This is a genomic window from Klebsiella sp. 7-CIP_Kleb., from assembly GCF_050378655.1.
Lineage (GTDB): Bacteria > Pseudomonadota > Gammaproteobacteria > Enterobacterales > Enterobacteriaceae > Klebsiella > Klebsiella quasipneumoniae.
On the sequence record NZ_JBNRLJ010000007.1, the window covers coordinates 191,699 to 209,397 of the forward strand.

A 17,699-nucleotide genomic window follows, 5' to 3' on the forward strand; every position below is an offset into this window, starting at 1 on the left:
ACGGGGTGAAGGGCGGATAACAGAACCTAAAACGAGTACATCAATGAGTGAAATGATTTACGGCATCCATGCGGTGCAGGCACTGCTGGAGCGCGCACCTGAGCGTTTTCAGGAAGTTTATATTCTGAAAGGCCGTGAGGATAAGCGCCTGCTGCCGCTGATCCACGCTCTGGAAGCGCAGGGCGTGGTGATTCAGCTGGCCAACCGCCAGTTTCTCGATGAGAAGAGCGAAGGCGCGGTACACCAGGGGATCATTGCCCGCGTGAAGCCGGGGCGTCAGTATCAAGAGAATGATCTGCCGGATCTGCTGGCGCAGCTCGATCAGCCGTTCCTGTTGATCCTTGACGGTGTGACCGATCCGCATAACCTCGGCGCCTGCCTGCGCAGCGCCGATGCTGCCGGCGTGCACGCGGTGATTGTGCCAAAAGATCGTTCCGCGCAGCTGAATGCGACGGCGAAGAAAGTGGCCTGCGGCGCGGCGGAGAACGTCCCGCTGATCCGTGTCACCAACCTGGCGCGCACCATGCGTCTGTTGCAGGAGGAGAACGTCTGGATCGTTGGAACCGCAGGTGAAGCCGACCATACGCTGTTCCAGAGCAAAATGACCGGGCCGATGGCGCTGGTGATGGGCGCGGAAGGCGAAGGCATGCGCCGCCTGACCCGCGAGCACTGCGATGAGCTGATCAGCATTCCGATGGCGGGCAGCGTCTCCTCGCTGAACGTCTCGGTGGCCACCGGCATCTGCCTGTTTGAGGCGGTACGCCAGCGCAGCTAAGCTGACCCGCTGACGAAACTGAAAAGCCATCCTTCGGGATGGCTTTTTTGTGACCGCTCTCGCGGGCGAGTATCCCCCCGGATAACCATACTTAGGCTTATCGCCATTGATGGAGGGAGACACGATGCACTGGCAAACCCACACCGTTTTTAATCAACCGACCCCGCTGAATAACAGCAATCTGTTCCTGTCCGATACCGCCCTACGTGAAGCGGTGGTCCGTGAAGGCGCCGGCTGGGATGGCGATCTGCTCGCCAGCATTGGCCAGCAGCTGGGGACCGCAGAATCGCTGGAGCTGGGACGCCTGGCCAACAGCAACCCGCCGGAGCTGCTGCGCTATGACGCCACCGGCGCCCGACTGGACGACGTTCGCTTCCACCCCGCCTGGCACCTGCTGATGCAGGGGCTGTGCGCGAACCGGGTGCATAATCTCGCCTGGCAGGAGGATGCCCGTGAAGGCGCGTTTGTCGCGCGCGCCGCTCGCTTTCTGCTTCACGCCCAGGTAGAGGCCGGAACGCTGTGCCCGATAACCATGACCTTCGCCGCGACGCCCCTGCTGCAGCGCGCCCTGCCCGCGCCTTTTGGCGACTGGCTGTCGCCGCTGCTGAGCGACCGTTACGATCCCCACCTCGCGCCGGGCGACCAGAAGCGCGGTCTGCTGATTGGCATGGGGATGACCGAGAAGCAAGGGGGCTCCGATGTGCTGAGCAATACCACCCGCGCGGAGAAAACAGCGGAAGGGTTTTACCGGCTGGTGGGACACAAATGGTTCTTCTCGGTGCCGCAGAGCGATGCGCACCTGGTGCTGGCCCAGGCGCCTGCGGGTCTGTCGTGCTTCTTTGTGCCGCGCCTGCTGCCCGACGGGCAGCGCAACGGGGTGCGTCTGGAGCGCTTAAAAGAGAAGCTCGGCAACCGCTCCAACGCCAGTAGCGAAGTGGAGTTTTATGACGCCTGCGGCTGGCTGGTGGGCGACGAGGGCGACGGCGTGCGGCAGATCCTCAGGATGGGCGGTCTCACCCGCTTTGACTGCGCGCTGGGCAGCCATGCCCTGATGCGCCGGGCCTTCTCCGTAGCGCTGTATCATGCGCTACAGCGTCAGGCGTTCGGTAAAAATCTGGTCGATCAGCCGATGATGCGCCAGCTGCTGGGGCAAATGGCGCTCCGTCTTGAAGGACAGACCGCGTTTCTGTTTCGTCTGGCGCGAGCCTGGGACCGTCGGGATAATGCCCGGGAAAGCGCCTGGGCGCGTCTGTTTACGCCTGCGGCCAAGTTTGCCATCTGCAAGGCCGGTATCCCGTTTGTCGCTGAGGCGATGGAAGTCCTGGGAGGGATCGGCTATTGCGAGGAGAGTGAGTTGCCGCGGTTGTATCGCGAGATGCCGGTCAATAGCATCTGGGAAGGCTCCGGCAATATTATGTGCCTCGATGTGATGCGGGTACTGAGCAAGCAGCCGGCGGCGATGGAGCTGCTGGCCGCGGAGTGTGCGGAGGTGAAAGGACAAAACCGCCATCTCGACCGCGCATGGCGTCAGCTGCAGCAATTGCTGAAACGACCCGCCGAAGAGCAGGGCAGAGAGATTGCCCGGCTGGTCTATCGTCTGGGGGCGGGGGCGCAGATGCTGCGTTTCGCTTCGCCGCCGCTGGCCGAAGCCTGGTGCCGGATGATGCTCGACACGCGCGGCGGCATACGTCTTGACGCGCCGACCCTCGACGACCTGCTGCTGCGGGCCATGGGGCGGGGGCGCCAGGCGCCTCAGGCGTAGAGAATGGCCTGCACGCGCCAGCTGTCCGGCTGTTGTTCCTCGTACATCTGAATAATGCGATACCAGGAGGCGCCTTGCTCGTCCGCTTTGCGGGCAATGGCGTGCTCCACATCCTGTTGGCTGCCGGAAAGATTAGCGACGGAGATCAGACCGATTTCATTCAGGCCGGTAACGCAATCCGCGCTGGCGAATTCGGCTGACTGCGCGGACGTGTTGGCCGTCGCAGTGGTTAACAGCAGGCTGGATAGGGTAAAAGATCGTTTCATCGTCAGCTCCATTTCACGTAGTCCCAAGGGCAGTCCGTTGCTAACGTCCTGCCAGGTGGCTGGCCGAACGTTATTATGCACAGGAGAACGTGAATGGACGCAAAGCTGTGTAAAGCAGATTTAAAGACGCCGCCTCGTCATCGACGATAGAGGATCGCCTGCGAATACCACTGGCCGGGTACCATGGTGTCATCGATCATGATGATGACGTAGTAATCGGCTTTGGCCGCTTCTGCTTTGGCCTTCAGCGCCGCTTCGACATCCATCGGCGAACCGTAAATCAGTACGCTCACCGTGGCCATTTTCTGCAGGCCAGCCGTCTGGTTGCGCTGGATCTCCTGCGGATGGTCGGTGGCGGGCGGCGGGGCTTCCGGCGTTCCCTGCAGAGCACTACACCCGCTGAGGACGATAGCCAGTAACCACGGAGACAACCTGCGCATAACCATATCTCGTTTCCTGATAGTGATAGTGTAGTGGTAGCCTTAACAGGATTTCCGGGGAATGTTCCCGAACTGTTATCTCTGACGCGATTTTCGAATGAAAATGTTGTGAAAGCGTAACCGGGTTCTCAACATTATGAATCGTAGCAAACTGGGTTGCCTGGTGAATGCATTTTCCCATGCCGCCTAACCACAATAGAGAAGGGAGACGATAAATGATTGCACTAGAAATGCGCAACCTCGGCGGTGGCGAAATTTTGCATGCCTGCCCGCAGGAGAGTCTGGACAAACCACTGCCCTGTATCGTCTTTTATCATGGCTTTACCTCGTCGAAACTGGTTTACAGCTACTTTGCGGTGGCGCTGGCCCAGGCGGGTTTCCGGGTGATTATGCCGGACGCGCCGGAGCATGGCGCGCGCTATCACGGTGATGAGACCGGGCGGATGCAGCGCTTCTGGCCGATCCTGCAGCAGAATTTCAGCGAGTTTCCCGCGCTGCGCGAGGCGATTATCGCCGAAGGCTGGCTGGAAGGAGAGCGACTGGCGGTGGCGGGGGCGTCGATGGGGGGAATGACGGCCCTGGGTATCATGACGCACCATCCCGAGCTGAACAGCGTCGCCTGCCTGATGGGATCAGGCTATTTTCGTTCGCTGTCGCAAACCCTGTTTCCCTCGCCTGGCTTTGATGGCGACAGCCTCAGCGAATGGGATGTCAGCCATCAGCTGGCGTCGCTCGCCCGGCGGCCGCTGTTGCTCTGGCATGGCGATGCCGACGACGTGGTGCCGCCGGAAGAGACCTTCCGTCTTGAGCAAGCGCTCAGGCAGAGCGACCTTGCAGCCAGGCTGACCTGCGTCTGGCAGAAAGGCGTCCGCCATCGCATCACCCCGGAGGCGCTGGCCACGACGGTCGCCTTTTTTCAGCAGCATCTTTAAACGCGGATCACGCTGACGCCCTGGTCCTCAAGCTGCTTGAGGATCGCGGCATCGGCCTGTTTGCCGGTGATCACCACGTCAATTTGCCCGGCCTGGCTGAATAGCATTCCGGCGCGCTCGCCGATCTTGCTGCTGTCGACCAGCACCGCCAGCTTGCCGACCACGCTGAGCATCTTCTGCTCGGCCATGGCGGTCAACATATCGGTTTTGTATAACCCCTCGGCGGTTAACCCTTTGCCGCTGGTGAACATCCAGTGCCCGGCATAGAGGCTGTTTTCACTGCCGTGGGGGCTGAGGGTGATGGCGTGGCTGCGGTTGTACTGCCCGCCCATGATAATCACGCTGTCGTGTTCCTGGTCGATCAGGTAGTTGGCCAGCGGCAGATAGTTAGTGATGATCTGCACCGGTTTGCCGCACAGTTCACGCCCCAGCAGAAAGGCGGTGGAGCCGCAGTTGATGACGATGCTCTCACCCGGCGCGATCAGTTGCGAAGCGGCGCGCGCAATACGCACTTTTTCATCCAGATTCTGCGCCTGGTGGATATTCATCGGCGTCCAGCGGGGGCGCTGCTCGCTAATGGCTTCCGCGCCATTGCGTACCTTTTTCAGTTTGCCGCTTTCATCCAGCTTGTTGATATCACGTCGGGCCGTTGCGGGTGAGATCCCGAGCCGCGACATCACCTGCTCTACGGTAACAAACCCCGTTTGGGCGAGCAGATCCAGCAGAATTTGGTGCCTTTGCGCTTCCGTCATGAGCGAATCCGATTAAAAGTGAACGGCAAAGATGATATTTGAAATCATGTGAAAATACTAACCCTCAGGCGGGGTATTTCCGGCAGGCAGTGCCTGCCGGAGGCGGTTTACAGGAAGGATTTGAACGGCAGATCCGGCTCGATGGTGAAGCAGTCGTCGAAGCCGCGCGGGTAGTGATATTCGAAATTGTCTTTATCCAGCGGCCAGGTAAATTTGCCGCCGACCTGCCAGATAAACGGCTTGAAGCCGTACTTCAGACGATCTTTTTTCATCTCCCACAGGACGCGGATCTCCTGCGGATCGGCCTGAAAGTTCGACCAGATATCATGGTGGAACGGGATCACCACCTTCGCGTTGAGCGACTCTGCCATGCGCAGGATATCGGCGCTGGTCATTTTGTCGGTGATCCCGCGCGGGTTCTCGCCATACGAGCCGAGGGCGACGTCAATCTGATGCTCGTTGCCATGCTTCGCGTAATAGTTGGAGTAGTGGGAATCGCCGCTGTGGTACAGGTTGCCGCCCGGTGTTTTAAACAGATAGTTGACCGCGCGCTGGTCCATCCCGTCCGGCAGCACGCCGGCGGCTTTTTGATCCGCCGGGAGGGTGATCAGCGCGGTACGGTCGAACGCGTCGAGCGCGTGGATCTCAATGTCCTTAATCTTCACGACATCGCCGGGCTTCATGACGATACAGCGCGCTTTCGGCACGCCCCAGCCGATCCACATATCGACGCAGGTTTTCGGGCCGATAAACGGCACATCGGCCGGGCAGTTCTGCATGACGGCGGCGGCGACGTTGACGTCAATATGATCGTTGTGATCGTGGGTCGCGAGGACCGCGTCAATCTGGCGAATGGCGAATGGATCGAGCACGAACGGGGTGGTGCGCAGATTGGGCTGGAGCTTCTTCACCCCTGCCATCCGCTGCATCTGATGGCCGGTTTTCATCAGTGGATTGCCGTGGCTCTGCTTGCCGGTGCCGCACCAGAAATCGACGCAGACGTTGGCGCCGCCTTCGGATTTCAACCAGATGCCGGTACAGCCCAGCCACCACATGGCGAAGGTGCCGGGCGCAACCTGCTCCTGCTCAATCTCTTCATTCAGCCAGCTACCCCATTCCGGAAAGGTGTTCAGGATCCATGATTCACGGGTGATGGTCTGTACTTTACTCATCGCGGTCTTCCTCGTGCATTTTCAAAAATAATCATTATTTGATTGGTTTTGATTTATGTTGTCACTGTGCTTCCAGGATTGCAACCATGTTTTCCACCCCTTTTGCGATCTGATACGCATGATCTCCCATCTTTTTCACAGCTTACGTGCCTTGGTTTTTGTTTTATCTATATGATTTAAAATGTTTATTTATGTTTCATTATAAATGAATGGAAATAACCTGAGTGAAGGAAAGGATTATTGCGGTGTGCGTCACATTTAATCAAATTTAATCTTGTTGTGATTATTTTTGATTATTAGAGTGAGCAACGAGAAATGCTGAGCGTAAGGCGCGTTCAGCGCCTTCACCATCGGGAGTGTGTTATGGCAATCCTCTACAACATCTTTACCGTTTTCTTTAATCAGGTGATGACTAATGCCCCGCTGCTGCTGGGTATCGTGACCTGCCTGGGCTATATCCTGCTGCGTAAAAGCGTCAGCGTGATTATCAAAGGCACCATCAAAACCATTATCGGTTTCATGCTGTTACAAGCCGGCTCCGGTATCCTCACCAGCACCTTTAAGCCGGTGGTGGCGAAAATGTCAGAGGTGTACGGCATTAACGGCGCCATCTCTGACACCTATGCCTCGATGATGGCGACCATCGACCGGATGGGCGAGGCCTATAGCTGGGTGGGCTACGCGGTGCTGCTGGCGCTGGCGCTGAATATCTGTTACGTCCTGCTGCGCCGGATTACCGGCATCCGCACCATCATGCTGACGGGCCATATCATGTTTCAGCAGGCGGGGCTGATTGCGGTCTCGTTCTTTATTTTCGGCTACTCCATGTGGACCACCATCATCTGCACCGCGGTGTTGGTGTCACTCTACTGGGGCATTACCTCCAATATGATGTACAAGCCTACTCAGCTGGTCACCGACGGCTGCGGTTTTTCTATCGGGCACCAGCAGCAGTTCGCCTCGTGGATTGCCTACAAAGTGGCGCCCTGGCTGGGGAAAAAAGAGGAGAGCGTCGAAGACCTCAAGCTGCCCGGCTGGCTGAACATCTTCCACGACAACATCGTTTCCACCGCGATTGTGATGACTATCTTCTTCGGTGCGATCCTGCTCTCTTTCGGCATTGACGTGGTGCAGGCGATGGCGGGTAAAACCCACTGGACGGTCTATATCCTGCAGACCGGTTTCTCCTTCGCGGTGGCGATTTTCATCATCACTCAGGGCGTGCGGATGTTCGTCGCCGAGCTGTCCGAAGCCTTCAACGGTATCTCGCAGCGTCTGATCCCCGGGGCGGTGCTGGCGATCGACTGCGCCGCTATCTATAGCTTCGCGCCGAATGCGGTGGTCTGGGGCTTTATGTGGGGCACCATCGGTCAGCTGATTGCCGTCGGCATTCTGGTCGGCGTCGGCTCCCCGATTCTGATTATTCCAGGCTTTATCCCTATGTTCTTCTCCAACGCGACGATTGGCGTTTTTGCCAACCACTTTGGCGGCTGGCGCGCGGCGCTCAAGATCTGCCTGGTGATGGGCATGATTGAAATATTCGGTTGCGTATGGGCGGTGAAACTCACCGGCATGAGCGCCTGGATGGGGATGGCGGACTGGTCGATTCTGGCGCCGCCGATGATGCAGGGCTTCGCCTCCGTCGGGCTGGCGTTTATGGCCGTCATCATCCTGATTGCACTGGCTTATATGTTCTTCGCCGGCCGCGCGCTGCGCGCCGAGGAGGACGCGGAAAAAAAACTGGCAGAGGCCTCTGCCCAATAAGGAGTTCTGATTATGACCGTACGTATTCTGGCTGTGTGTGGTAACGGGCAAGGCAGTTCCATGATCATGAAAATGAAGGTGGACCAGTTTCTGACGCAATCCAACATCGACCACACGGTAAACAGCTGCGCGGTAGGTGAATACAAAAGCGAGCTGAACGGCGCGGATATCATCATCGCTTCAACCCATATCGCGGGGGAGATTACCGTCTCCGGTAATAAACATGTGGTGGGCGTGCGTAACATGCTTTCGCCAGCGGATTTCGGTCCCAAGCTGCTGGAGGTGATTAAAGCTCACTTCCCGCAGGACGTGAAATAAGGAGCGGCCATGAAACTTCATGAATCGCTGGCGCAGAACCACTCCATCCGCCTGCAGGCGGAAGCGGAAACCTGGCAGGAGGCGGTAAAAATCGGCGTCGATCTGCTGGTGGCCGCCGACGTCGTGGAACCGCGCTATTACCAGGCCATTCTCGACGGCGTGGCCGAGCACGGCCCCTATTTTGTGATCGCCCCCGGGCTGGCGATGCCGCACGGGCGGCCGGAAGAGGGCGTCAGGAAAACCGGGTTTGCGCTGGTGACCCTGAAAAAACCGCTGATTTTCAACCACGAAGATAATGACCCGGTCGACATTCTGATCACCATGGCGGCGGTTGACGCCACCACTCACCAGGAGGTGGGCATCATGCAGATCGTTAATCTGTTTGATGATGAAGCCAATTTCGACCGTTTACGCGCCTGCCGCAGCGAGCAGGAAGTGCTGGATTTAATTAAAAACGCCACCGCGGCGGCTGTTTAAAAGGAACACTATCATGTCATTACCTATGTTACAGGTCGCACTGGACAACCAAACGCTGGCCAGCGCCTACGAGACCACCCGCCTGATCGCCGAAGAGGTGGATATCATTGAAGTCGGCACCATCCTTTGCGTCGGGGAAGGGGTGCGTGCGGTGCGCGATCTGAAAGCGCTGTACCCGCATAAAATTGTGCTGGCGGACGCCAAAATCGCCGACGCCGGCAAGATTCTGTCGCGGATGTGCTTTGAAGCCAACGCCGACTGGGTCACGGTGATCTGCTGCGCCGATATCAATACCGCCAAAGGGGCGCTGGATGTCGCCAAAGAGTTCAACGGCGACGTTCAGATCGAGCTAACCGGCTTCTGGACCTGGGAGCAGGCGCAGGCATGGCGCGAGGCGGGCATCCAGCAGGTGGTCTATCACCGCAGCCGCGACGCGCAGGCGGCGGGCGTGGCGTGGAGCGAGGCGGATATCAGCGCAATTAAGCGTCTGTCCGATATGGGCTTCAAAGTGACCGTCACCGGCGGCCTGGCGCTGGAGGACCTGCCGCTGTTCGCTGGCATCCCCATCCACGTCTTTATTGCCGGGCGCAGCATCCGCGATGCCGCTTCGCCGGTGGAAGCGGCGCGCCAGTTTAAACGCTCTATCGCCCAGCTGTGGGGTTAAGGAGCGGCTATGTTGGCGAAACAAATTCCGCTCGGCATCTATGAAAAAGCGCTCCCCGCCGGGGAGTGCTGGCTGGAGCGGCTAAAGCTGGCGAAAGCGCTGGGCTTTGATTTTGTGGAAATGTCCCTCGATGAAACGGACGCTCGCCTTGCGCGGCTGGACTGGAGCCCGGAGCAGCGTCTGGCGCTGGTCAAGGCGGTGGCCGAAACCGGCGTCCGGGTGCCATCGATGTGCCTGAGCGCCCATCGCCGTTTTCCACTGGGCAGCGAAGATGACGCGGTGCGTCTTCAGGGGCTGGAAATCATGCGCAAAGCCATCCAGCTGGCGCAGGATGTCGGGATCCGGGTGATCCAGCTGGCAGGTTACGACGTCTATTACCAGCAGGCGAACGATGAGACGCGGCGCCGCTTCCGCGATGGCCTGAAAGAGAGCGTCGAGATGGCCAGCCGGGCCCAGGTAACCCTGGCGATGGAGATTATGGACTACCCGTTGATGAACTCGATCAGCAAAGCGCTGGGCTACGCCCATTACCTGAATAATCCGTGGTTCCAGCTTTATCCCGATATCGGCAATCTGTCGGCGTGGGATAACGACGTCCAGATGGAGCTGCAGGCCGGCATGGGGCACATCGTGGCGGTGCACGTCAAAGATACCCGGCCCGGCGTCTTTAAAAACGTGCCGTTCGGCGAAGGGGTCGTCGATTTTGAACGCTGCTTCGCAACCCTCAAACAGACCGGCTACTGCGGCCCGTATCTGATTGAGATGTGGAGTGAAAGCAGCGCGGATCCGCTAGCGGAAGTGGCGAAGGCGCGCGACTGGGTGAAAGCGCGGATGGCCCGCGCCGGGCTGATGGAGGCGGCGTAATGCAACAACTGAAACAGCAGGTGTTCGAGGCCAATATGGATCTGCCGCGCTACGGCCTGGTGACCTTTACCTGGGGTAACGTTAGCGCCATTGATCGGCAGCGTGGGCTGGTGGTGATTAAGCCCAGCGGCATCGCCTACGAGTCAATGACCGTCGATGACATGTCGGTGGTTGATCTGCAGGGGCACGTGGTGGAAGGGCGCTGGCGTCCCTCCTCTGATACCGCCACCCATCTGGCGCTCTATCGCCGTTATCCCGACCTTGGCGGGGTGGTGCATACCCATTCGACGCACGCTACCGCCTGGGCGCAGGCGGGGCTGGCGATCCCGGCGCTCGGCACCACTCATGCGGACTATTTCTTCGGCGATATCCCTTGCACCCGGGCGCTTAGCGCGCAGGAGGTGGATGAGGCCTACGAGCTGAACACCGGGAAGGTGATTATCGAAACGCTGGGCGAGGCAAACCCGTTGCATACGCCGGGGATCGTCGTCTATCAGCACGGGCCGTTCTCCTGGGGGAAAGACGCCCACGAGGCGGTGCACAACGCGGTAGTGATGGAAGAGGTGGCGCGCATGGCGTGGATTGCCCGCGGCATTAATCCGCAGCTGCAGCCGATTGATAGCTGGCTGATGGAAAAACATTTTCTGCGTAAACACGGGCCGAACGCCTACTACGGGCAGAAGTAAACGACGCGCTCCGGGGCTTTCACCGTCACGGTGAAACAACTGGTCTGGCCCCGGAGCTGTTTTTTAGCCCTGACGATAAGCTGAGGGCATAGCGCGCATGCCGATGAGCGTGACCACGCAAATTATCGCGCCAGCGTAAAACGTCGAAGCGGCGCCGAAGGTTTCCCACAGCACTCCGGCGCAGGTACTGGCCAGCAACAGCGCCAGGCCGCTCATCAGGTTGAACATACCGAACGCCGTGCCGCGTAGCTCCGGCGGCGCCGTATGGGCGACCATCGCCGCCAACAGCCCTTGGGTCATCCCCATGTGAATTCCCCATAGCGCGACCCCGACCAGCAGCGTGCTCCAGTGGCCGCTGAGGGCCAGCACGATATCGGCGAGGATCAGCACCAGCAGTCCCCACTGCAGCAGTTTGCTGTGGCTCATGCTGTCAGAGAGCTTGCCGAACGGGTAGGCCGTAACGCTGTAGACGAGGTTCATCGCCACCATCACCAGCGGAATAGTAAACAGCGGGATCTCCATCTGCTGGGCGCGCAGCACCAGAAAGGCTTCGCTGAAGCGGGCAAGGGTGAAGATGCTGCCGATGGCGACCACCCACCAGTAGGCGGCGGAGAGCTTTTGCAGATTTTCGCGCTTCAGCGGATTACTGCGTTTATGACCGATGGCGGATTTTGGCTCCTGCAGACCAAAACCCAGCAGGAGAATGGAGAGCACGGCGGGAATAACCGCCACCCAGAATATGGCGTGAAAATCGTTGGCCCAGAGAAACATCAGCAGCACAGCCAGCAGCGGGCCGAGAAAGGCGCCAATGGTATCCAGCGCCTGACGCAGCCCGTAGGCAGCGCCGCGGATCTCCGGTGGGGTGACGTCGGCGACCAGCGCGTCTCGCGGCGCGCCGCGAATGCCTTTGCCTACGCGGTCTATCATGCGGGCGCTAAACACCACGCCGGCGGTCGGGGCGATGGCAAACAGCGGCTTGCTGAGCGCGCCCAGGCCGTAGCCCAGCAGCGCCAGCCCTTTGCGCTTGCCGACGTAGTCGCTGATCGCGCCGGAGAAGACTTTCAGGATCAGGGCGGTGGCTTCCGCCAGCCCCTCGATAAGACCGATAATGATCACGCTGGCGCCGAGGGTGGTGGCCATAAACAGCGGTAAGAGACTGTGGATCATCTCGGACGACACATCCATCAGCAGGCTGACGCCGCCGAGCACCCAAACGCCTTTGGGGATGCGGCCTAAGGTGGCGAAACGCGGAACCATCCATTACTCCTGATTATCAAAAAACAGACTGATGATTAAATCAGGTTGCAATGACGCTGATAAGTCGATTTATAAAATAATTCTCAATTGCGTTTAGGTGAGGGTTTCGCTTCGCCCCTCGCGAGGAGAGGCGAAGAATGGGCCCGGCGTTAGCGGTATATCACCGCGCTGGCGCGAAGCGGGCCGTTGGTTTCTGGTTCATGCATCAGGATGGGCTGGAAGTATTTCGCCCCCTGCGCATCGCTCAGCTGGCTAAGGGCCTGTTCAGCCTCGTGCTCAGTGGCCATATTATGATTGATATAGATAACGCCGAGGCTCTGCACGTCGTCCATGTTGCGGGCCTGTCGTTCGGTGATTTGGATAGCTGCCAGCGCGTTGGCGCTGAAGAAAAGCGCAGCCATCATGGCGATGATTTTCAGTTTCATATACTACGCTCCTGACTGACAGTCCTGACGCTGACTCGGGGGCTCTCCTGTGGTCGTTGGGCTTTGATATAAGTGTAATCGCTGCGCGTTCGTCGCATGGCGACCTTTTCTGATGCAGTTGTTCAAAAAAATGCCGCTTCCTTTGCTGGTTAATTTTAAATCACCCACTTAGCGCAACTTGACGCATAGTGCGAATTATTTGTGCAAATGCGCTTGTGTTCCTGGGGGGCCGCCATTAGAATGACGCGTCAATTTTTCAGCCGCCCTTTAACACGTTCCTTGCCTCCATGGGCCGCGGCTGACCCAGACAGGAGGCTGAATAATCCGTAAGGAGCAATTCGATGCGTCATTACGAAATCGTTTTTATGGTCCATCCTGACCAGAGCGAACAGGTTCCGGGCATGATCGAACGTTACACTGGTGCAATCACTGCAGCAGCAGGTACGATCCACCGTCTGGAAGACTGGGGCCGCCGTCAGCTGGCTTATCCGATCAACAAACTGCACAAAGCTCACTACGTTCTGATGAACGTTGAAGCGCCGCAGGAAGCGATCGATGAGCTGGAAACTAACTTCCGCTTCAACGACGCCGTTATCCGCAGCATGGTAATGCGTACTAAGCACGCTGTTACCGAAGCATCTCCGATGGTTAAAGCGAAAGACGAGCGCCGTGAGCGTCGCGAAGATTTCGCCAACGAAACCGCAGATGATTCTGAAGCTGGGGATTCTGAAGAGTAATCCTGATGACCAACCGTCTGGAGCTGTCCGGCATTATTTGCAGGACTCCACTTCGTAAGGTCAGCCCGTCAGGAATTCCTCACTGCCAGTTCGTGCTTGAGCATCGTTCAGTGCAGGAGGAAGCCGGTTTTCACCGGCAGGCATGGTGTCAGATGCCCGTTATTATTAGCGGTCACGAGAACCAGGCCATTACTCACAGTATAACGGTCGGTAGCGCAGTAACCGTTCGAGGGTTCATCTCTTGCCATAAGGCAAAGAACGGCTTGAGCAAAATGGTTCTGCATGCCGAGCAGATTGAATTGATAGATTCTGGAGACTAGCCATATGGCACGTTATTTCCGTCGTCGCAAGTTCTGCCGTTTCACCGCGGAAGGCGTTCAAGAGATCGACTATAAAGATATCGCTACGCTGAAAAACTACATCACCGAAAGCGGTAAGATTGTCCCGAGCCGTATCACCGGTACCCGTGCAAAATATCAGCGTCAGCTGGCACGCGCTATCAAACGCGCTCGCTACCTGTCCCTGCTGCCGTACACTGATCGTCATCAGTAATCGGTCACGGTCCATTAATACGACTTTGAGAGGATAAGGTAATGCAAGTTATTCTGCTTGATAAAGTAGCAAACCTGGGTAGCCTGGGTGATCAGGTTAACGTTAAAGCGGGCTATGCTCGTAACTTCCTGGTCCCGCAGGGTAAAGCTGTTCCTGCTACCAAGAAAAACGTTGAATTCTTCGAAGCGCGTCGCGCTGAACTGGAAGCCAAACTGGCTGACGTTCTGGCAGCTGCTGAAGCTCGTGCTGCGCAGATCAACGCCCTGGAATCCGTAACCATCGCGTCTAAAGCTGGCGACGAAGGTAAACTGTTCGGTTCCATCGGTACTCGCGACATCGCCGACGCTGTCACTGCAGCAGGCGTTAAAGTTGCTAAGAGCGAAGTTCGCCTGCCGAACGGCGTTCTGCGTAACGTTGGCGAGCACGAAGTGGACTTCCAGGTTCACAGCGAAGTATTCGCTAAAGTTATCATCAACGTGGTTGCTGAGTAATCGGCATCTGACGTTCTGGTAACAACAAACCGCCGGCCTTGTGCCGGCGTTTTGCTTTCCAGAGCCCTTCATTTTGCGGCGGCGTAACGCTCGCTGTCGTCTTCTCTGCTAGCGCGCACGCACAAAACTGCCATTCGACTGGCGGGTAAACAGCACCTGCTGACCATTGCCGGTATCAATAGTGAGCCCGGTGACCACGCCGTTGGCGTTCTGCCGAATCTGCACCGTCTGTCCGCTCTGCAACGTGCTTAATGGTTTACCAGCGCCTTCAACCTGCGCCATGGCGTAGACGTCGGTGGCCGGCAGCCCATGATCGCGGAACAGCTGGGCCAGGGTTTTGCCTGACTCGATGCGATAGGTTCGCCACTGTTGCTCAATGCCCGGCGCGGACTGCTGCGATGAGGATTGATAGGGCTGGGAGGCGGCGGGCTGCTGCGTTTGCGCCTGGTCCGGTTGCTCATCCTGAATCGGCTCCGGGGCGACCGGTGCCATCTGGTCGGCATCGCTCACGGTAGGCGTATTGGTGATCGGCGGCAGGGGAACAGCCTGATTGCCGCCAGCTTGCGGCTGGGACTGCGACTGCAGATTCAGGTTTGCTTCACGGCTGGCGGACGCCGGGTTTTGGCTATCGTCTGAGGGAAGCAGAATGCCGATGATAACCAACAGGAAGCCAGCGATAATTCCCCGGCGGTGCATCGGGGGCAGTGGGTCCAGGAGGCGAAAATGATCCGGGGCGTGCCAGATTTTCGCCAGGGTAGATGTCAGTTCAAAGCGCCCGGGCATGGCTTTCCTCCTGCTCCGCATATTTTTATCCTGCATATGAGTATAGATGGCTAACGTCCTGATGACCGGAACAAAGTGAAGTTAACCTGATGCCGCCTATTGTTTCTTTTTCGCTGAGATTTGTCATCATCCGCCGACAAAGTTTTACCCATTTCGCTATGGCTGTTATGCTTCCGGACGCTTTTCTCTTGATGTTTATCACCCAAAAAAGGAACAAAGATGGCAACCCCAACTTTTGACACTATCGAAGCGCAGGCAAGTTACGGTATCGGCTTGCAGGTTGGACAACAGCTGAGCGAATCCGGCCTGCAGGGGCTGCTGCCGGAAGCGTTGGTGGCGGGTATCGCCGATGCGCTGGAAGGTAACCAGCCGCAGGTGCCGGTAGAAGCCGTCCACCGTGCGCTGCGTGAAATCCACGAGCGCGCCGACGCCGTGCGTCGCGAGCGTTTCCAGGCGATGGCCGCTGACGGCCAGAAGTACCTTGATGAAAACCGCGAGAAAGAGGGTGTGAACAGCACCGAGTCCGGCCTGCAGTTCCGCGTGCTGACCCAGGGCGAAGGCCCGATCCCGGCCCGTACCGACCGCGTACGCGTGCACTACACCGGCAAACTGATCGACGGCACCGTCTTCGACAGCTCCGTCGCCCGCGGCGAACCGGCAGAGTTCCCGGTGACCGGCGTAATCGGCGGCTGGATTGAAGCGCTGACCCTGATGCCGGTAGGTTCCAAATGGGAACTGACCATCCCGCACAACCTGGCCTACGGCGAGCGCGGCGCTGGCGCGTCGATCCCTCCGTTCAGCACCCTGATCTTCGAAGTTGAACTGCTGGATATTATCTAAACAGCAGAGGCTTCCTCTTCCCCAGCGGCGGGGGAAGCCACAAAAATAGCGTAAAATCCTTAAGTTAAAAATTAATTGGAATTATGTTTTGCATTCATCGCATATGGGTGTATTTTTGTGAGCTATTTCGCGTTAGATGAGTGATATAACACTCACTTTAAACATAAAATTAACATTATATCTAAATCATAGTATTCATCCCTCCGATTCTTACCTAATATCGACTAGCCCTTGCTGGGGTTAATGACAGACGACAGGCCATCAGAGCCTGAACAACACAGACAGGTACAACAGGAAGAAATCACATGGTAGATCAGGTTAAAGTCGCTGCTATCGAGCAGGAGCCGACTGAACAATCGCTACGGCGAAATCTCACAAACCGACATATTCAGCTGATTGCAATTGGCGGGGCGATCGGCACTGGATTATTTATGGGTTCTGGCAAAACCATCAGCCTTGCCGGGCCATCCATTATTTTTGTTTATATGATTATCGGTTTTATGCTGTTTTTCGTTATGCGAGCCATGGGCGAATTACTGCTGTCGAACCTCGAATATAAATCCTTCAGCGACTTCGCGGCCGATCTGCTGGGCCCCTGGGCGGGCTACTTTACCGGCTGGACCTATTGGTTCTGCTGGGTGGTGACGGGGATGGCGGACGTGGTGGCGATCACCGCCTACGCGCAGTTCTGGTTTCCCGGACTCTCCGACTGGGTCGCGTCGCTGGCGGTGATCCTGCTGCTGCTGGGCCTGAACCTTGCCACCGTCAAAATGTTTGGCGAAATGGAGTTCTGGTTCGCGATGATCAAAATCGTCGCCATCGTGGCGCTGATCGTGGTCGGCCTGGTGATGGTCATGATGCATTTTAAATCGCCGACCGGCGTCGAAGCCTCTTTCGCGCATCTGTGGAATGACGGCGGCTGGTTCCCTAAAGGGCTGAGCGGCTTCTTCGCCGGCTTCCAGATTGCGGTATTCGCCTTCGTGGGGATTGAGCTGGTCGGTACCACTGCGGCTGAGACCAAAGACCCGGAAAAATCCCTGCCGCGGGCGATTAACTCCATCCCGCTGCGTATCATTATGTTCTACGTCTTCGCATTGATTGTGATTATGTCGGTGACGCCGTGGAGCTCCGTGGTGCCGAGCAAGAGCCCGTTCGTTGAGCTGTTCGTGCTGGTCGGTCTGCCGGCGGCGGCGAGCCTGATTAACTTCGTGGTGCTGACTTCCGCAGCCTCCTCAGCCAACAGCGGCGTCTTCTCCACCAGCCGTATGCTGTTCGGTCTGGCGCAGGATGGTCAGGCGCCGAAGATGTTCGCCAAGCTGTCGAAGCGTGCGGTGCCGGCGAAGGGCTTAACCTTCTCCTGCATGTGCCTGCTGGGCGGTGTGGTGATGCTGATGGTCAACCCGAGCGTGATCGCCGCGTTCACCATGATCACCACGGTGTCGGCGATCCTGTTCATGTTCGTCTGGACGATTATCCTTTGCTCTTACCTGGTCTATCGTAAAAAGCGTCCGCAGCTGCACGAGAAGTCCAAGTATAAGATGCCGCTGGGCAAATTAATGTGCTGGGTGTGCATGGCCTTCTTCGTCTTCGTACTGGTGCTGTTGACCCTCGAAGATGATACCCGTGAAGCGCTGATGGTCACCCCGCTGTGGTTTGTTCTGCTGGGTGCGGGCTGGCTGTTTGCCGGCAAAAAACGTCTGGCGAAATAAACGAAAATTTTAACGTTGCTTGCAACGGATCGT

At 57.7% G+C, this 17,699-nt stretch carries 22 protein-coding genes; 15 read left to right on the forward strand and 7 right to left on the reverse strand.

The window, feature by feature from the left end; translation table 11 throughout:
* Positions 1-43 precede the first annotated feature (43 nt).
* Both rlmB and ACQUTI_RS21330 read left to right on the forward strand, forming a co-directional pair.
* Positions 44-775 (forward strand): 23S rRNA (guanosine(2251)-2'-O)-methyltransferase RlmB, encoded by a 732-nt coding sequence (gene rlmB / locus ACQUTI_RS21325; protein WP_002885669.1) that lies wholly within the window; start codon positions 44-46, stop codon positions 773-775.
* Between the two features lie 124 nt (positions 776-899).
* Positions 900-2,537 (forward strand): isovaleryl-CoA dehydrogenase, encoded by a 1,638-nt coding sequence (locus ACQUTI_RS21330; protein ID WP_049092062.1) that lies wholly within the window; start codon positions 900-902, stop codon positions 2,535-2,537.
* On the opposite strand, the gene yjfN is transcribed toward ACQUTI_RS21330, so the two are convergent.
* Positions 2,528-2,803: a DUF1471 family protease activator YjfN gene (gene yjfN / locus ACQUTI_RS21335; RefSeq protein ID WP_004206450.1), complete on the reverse strand. Its 276-nt coding sequence runs from the start codon at positions 2,801-2,803 to the stop codon at positions 2,528-2,530. The genes ACQUTI_RS21330 and yjfN overlap by 10 nt on opposite strands.
* Positions 2,804-2,940: 137 nt before the next feature.
* Positions 2,941-3,249, reverse strand: coding sequence for a biofilm peroxide resistance protein BsmA (gene bsmA, locus ACQUTI_RS21340; RefSeq protein WP_428923360.1), 309 nt, complete (start codon positions 3,247-3,249; stop codon positions 2,941-2,943).
* Positions 3,250-3,458: 209 nt separating this feature from the next.
* Here bsmA and yjfP point away from each other — a divergent pair, with 209 nt between their 5' ends.
* Positions 3,459-4,175 (forward strand): esterase, encoded by a 717-nt coding sequence (yjfP, locus tag ACQUTI_RS21345; RefSeq protein ID WP_004206452.1) that lies wholly within the window; start codon positions 3,459-3,461, stop codon positions 4,173-4,175.
* On the opposite strand, the gene ulaR is transcribed toward yjfP, so the two are convergent.
* Together ulaR and ulaG are read right to left on the reverse strand one after the other, a co-directional pair.
* Entirely contained in the window at positions 4,172-4,927 is a 756-nt protein-coding gene (gene ulaR / locus ACQUTI_RS21350; RefSeq protein ID WP_004206453.1) for an HTH-type transcriptional regulator UlaR, read from the reverse strand. The genes yjfP and ulaR overlap by 4 nt on opposite strands.
* A gap of 107 nt (positions 4,928-5,034) precedes the next feature.
* Positions 5,035-6,099, reverse strand: a complete 1,065-nt coding sequence (gene ulaG, locus ACQUTI_RS21355) for an L-ascorbate 6-phosphate lactonase (RefSeq protein ID WP_048294047.1) — start codon at positions 6,097-6,099, stop codon at positions 5,035-5,037.
* A 363-nt stretch (positions 6,100-6,462) separates the two neighbouring features.
* Between ulaG and ulaA the strand changes: the two genes are divergently transcribed.
* Genes ulaA through ACQUTI_RS21385 form a run of 6 tightly spaced genes read left to right on the forward strand, consistent with a single transcriptional unit; the run spans position 6,463 to position 10,872 of the window.
* A complete protein-coding gene (gene ulaA / locus ACQUTI_RS21360) occupies positions 6,463-7,863 on the forward strand; it encodes a PTS ascorbate transporter subunit IIC (protein ID WP_108433166.1) in 1,401 nt (466 codons plus the stop codon).
* Positions 7,864-7,875: 12 nt separating this feature from the next.
* Positions 7,876-8,181, forward strand: a complete 306-nt coding sequence (ulaB, locus tag ACQUTI_RS21365) for a PTS ascorbate transporter subunit IIB (RefSeq protein WP_002885682.1) — start codon at positions 7,876-7,878, stop codon at positions 8,179-8,181.
* A 9-nt stretch (positions 8,182-8,190) separates the two neighbouring features.
* On the forward strand, positions 8,191-8,658 hold the full coding sequence (gene ulaC / locus ACQUTI_RS21370) for a PTS ascorbate transporter subunit IIA (protein WP_023319570.1): 468 nt from the start codon (positions 8,191-8,193) through the stop codon (positions 8,656-8,658).
* Between the two features lie 13 nt (positions 8,659-8,671).
* Positions 8,672-9,322 carry a 3-keto-L-gulonate-6-phosphate decarboxylase UlaD gene (gene ulaD / locus ACQUTI_RS21375; RefSeq protein WP_008807179.1) on the forward strand — a complete coding sequence of 217 codons (651 nt, stop codon included), beginning with the start codon at positions 8,672-8,674 and terminating at the stop codon, positions 9,320-9,322.
* 9 nt (positions 9,323-9,331) lie between these two features.
* Positions 9,332-10,186, forward strand: coding sequence for an L-ribulose-5-phosphate 3-epimerase (locus ACQUTI_RS21380; protein WP_017900591.1), 855 nt, complete (start codon positions 9,332-9,334; stop codon positions 10,184-10,186).
* Positions 10,186-10,872 (forward strand): L-ribulose-5-phosphate 4-epimerase, encoded by a 687-nt coding sequence (locus ACQUTI_RS21385; RefSeq protein WP_108433168.1) that lies wholly within the window; start codon positions 10,186-10,188, stop codon positions 10,870-10,872. The genes ACQUTI_RS21380 and ACQUTI_RS21385 overlap by 1 nt, the downstream gene beginning before the upstream one ends.
* Before the next feature lie 63 nt (positions 10,873-10,935).
* On the opposite strand, the gene ACQUTI_RS21390 is transcribed toward ACQUTI_RS21385, so the two are convergent.
* Positions 10,936-12,129 (reverse strand): MFS transporter, encoded by a 1,194-nt coding sequence (locus tag ACQUTI_RS21390; protein ID WP_032456882.1) that lies wholly within the window; start codon positions 12,127-12,129, stop codon positions 10,936-10,938.
* Positions 12,130-12,278: 149 nt separating this feature from the next.
* Positions 12,279-12,554 (reverse strand): DUF1471 domain-containing protein, encoded by a 276-nt coding sequence (locus tag ACQUTI_RS21395; RefSeq protein ID WP_004206463.1) that lies wholly within the window; start codon positions 12,552-12,554, stop codon positions 12,279-12,281.
* Positions 12,555-12,895: 341 nt separating this feature from the next.
* On the opposite strand from ACQUTI_RS21395, the gene rpsF reads away from it, so the two are divergent.
* Genes rpsF through rplI form a run of 4 tightly spaced genes read left to right on the forward strand, consistent with a single transcriptional unit; the run spans position 12,896 to position 14,334 of the window.
* On the forward strand, positions 12,896-13,291 hold the full coding sequence (gene rpsF / locus ACQUTI_RS21400) for a 30S ribosomal protein S6 (protein WP_002885691.1): 396 nt from the start codon (positions 12,896-12,898) through the stop codon (positions 13,289-13,291).
* A 5-nt stretch (positions 13,292-13,296) separates the two neighbouring features.
* Positions 13,297-13,611, forward strand: coding sequence for a primosomal replication protein N (gene priB / locus ACQUTI_RS21405; RefSeq protein ID WP_002885722.1), 315 nt, complete (start codon positions 13,297-13,299; stop codon positions 13,609-13,611).
* A gap of 4 nt (positions 13,612-13,615) precedes the next feature.
* Complete coding sequence (rpsR, locus tag ACQUTI_RS21410; RefSeq protein ID WP_000135199.1) at positions 13,616-13,843, forward strand: 30S ribosomal protein S18; 228 nt, start codon at positions 13,616-13,618, stop codon at positions 13,841-13,843.
* Between the two features lie 41 nt (positions 13,844-13,884).
* Positions 13,885-14,334, forward strand: coding sequence for a 50S ribosomal protein L9 (gene rplI, locus ACQUTI_RS21415; protein WP_004206464.1), 450 nt, complete (start codon positions 13,885-13,887; stop codon positions 14,332-14,334).
* 108 nt (positions 14,335-14,442) lie between these two features.
* Here the strand turns inward: rplI and ACQUTI_RS21420 are convergent, their stop codons facing one another.
* The gene (locus tag ACQUTI_RS21420) at positions 14,443-15,117 is read right to left on the reverse strand and encodes a LysM-like peptidoglycan-binding domain-containing protein (protein ID WP_004206465.1); all 675 of its coding nucleotides are present in this window, start codon (positions 15,115-15,117) and stop codon (positions 14,443-14,445) included.
* A 219-nt stretch (positions 15,118-15,336) separates the two neighbouring features.
* Between ACQUTI_RS21420 and fklB the strand changes: the two genes are divergently transcribed.
* Positions 15,337-15,957 carry an FKBP-type peptidyl-prolyl cis-trans isomerase gene (gene fklB / locus ACQUTI_RS21425; RefSeq protein WP_002886687.1) on the forward strand — a complete coding sequence of 207 codons (621 nt, stop codon included), beginning with the start codon at positions 15,337-15,339 and terminating at the stop codon, positions 15,955-15,957.
* 305 nt (positions 15,958-16,262) lie between these two features.
* Positions 16,263-17,666 (forward strand): D-serine/D-alanine/glycine transporter, encoded by a 1,404-nt coding sequence (gene cycA, locus ACQUTI_RS21430; protein ID WP_004206470.1) that lies wholly within the window; start codon positions 16,263-16,265, stop codon positions 17,664-17,666.
* The last annotated feature ends 33 nt before the right edge of the window (positions 17,667-17,699 follow it).

Coding starts and splice junctions, on each gene's coding strand:
- ACQUTI_RS21330 (WP_049092062.1), top strand. CDS start 900: ATGCACTGGCAAACCCACACCGTTTTTAATCAACCGACCCCGCTGAAT.
- ulaC (WP_023319570.1), top strand. CDS start 8,191: ATGAAACTTCATGAATCGCTGGCGCAGAACCACTCCATCCGCCTGCAG.
- ACQUTI_RS21380 (WP_017900591.1), top strand. CDS start 9,332: ATGTTGGCGAAACAAATTCCGCTCGGCATCTATGAAAAAGCGCTCCCC.
- rpsR (WP_000135199.1), top strand. CDS start 13,616: ATGGCACGTTATTTCCGTCGTCGCAAGTTCTGCCGTTTCACCGCGGAA.
- fklB (WP_002886687.1), top strand. CDS start 15,337: ATGGCAACCCCAACTTTTGACACTATCGAAGCGCAGGCAAGTTACGGT.
- rlmB (WP_002885669.1), top strand. CDS start 44: ATGAGTGAAATGATTTACGGCATCCATGCGGTGCAGGCACTGCTGGAG.
- ulaA (WP_108433166.1), top strand. CDS start 6,463: ATGGCAATCCTCTACAACATCTTTACCGTTTTCTTTAATCAGGTGATG.
- ACQUTI_RS21420 (WP_004206465.1), bottom strand. CDS start 15,117: ATGCCCGGGCGCTTTGAACTGACATCTACCCTGGCGAAAATCTGGCAC.
- ulaB (WP_002885682.1), top strand. CDS start 7,876: ATGACCGTACGTATTCTGGCTGTGTGTGGTAACGGGCAAGGCAGTTCC.
- cycA (WP_004206470.1), top strand. CDS start 16,263: ATGGTAGATCAGGTTAAAGTCGCTGCTATCGAGCAGGAGCCGACTGAA.
- ACQUTI_RS21390 (WP_032456882.1), bottom strand. CDS start 12,129: ATGGTTCCGCGTTTCGCCACCTTAGGCCGCATCCCCAAAGGCGTTTGG.
- ulaR (WP_004206453.1), bottom strand. CDS start 4,927: ATGACGGAAGCGCAAAGGCACCAAATTCTGCTGGATCTGCTCGCCCAA.
- rplI (WP_004206464.1), top strand. CDS start 13,885: ATGCAAGTTATTCTGCTTGATAAAGTAGCAAACCTGGGTAGCCTGGGT.
- bsmA (WP_428923360.1), bottom strand. CDS start 3,249: ATGGTTATGCGCAGGTTGTCTCCGTGGTTACTGGCTATCGTCCTCAGC.
- ulaD (WP_008807179.1), top strand. CDS start 8,672: ATGTCATTACCTATGTTACAGGTCGCACTGGACAACCAAACGCTGGCC.
- rpsF (WP_002885691.1), top strand. CDS start 12,896: ATGCGTCATTACGAAATCGTTTTTATGGTCCATCCTGACCAGAGCGAA.
- priB (WP_002885722.1), top strand. CDS start 13,297: ATGACCAACCGTCTGGAGCTGTCCGGCATTATTTGCAGGACTCCACTT.
- ACQUTI_RS21395 (WP_004206463.1), bottom strand. CDS start 12,554: ATGAAACTGAAAATCATCGCCATGATGGCTGCGCTTTTCTTCAGCGCC.
- yjfP (WP_004206452.1), top strand. CDS start 3,459: ATGATTGCACTAGAAATGCGCAACCTCGGCGGTGGCGAAATTTTGCAT.
- yjfN (WP_004206450.1), bottom strand. CDS start 2,803: ATGAAACGATCTTTTACCCTATCCAGCCTGCTGTTAACCACTGCGACG.
- ACQUTI_RS21385 (WP_108433168.1), top strand. CDS start 10,186: ATGCAACAACTGAAACAGCAGGTGTTCGAGGCCAATATGGATCTGCCG.
- ulaG (WP_048294047.1), bottom strand. CDS start 6,099: ATGAGTAAAGTACAGACCATCACCCGTGAATCATGGATCCTGAACACC.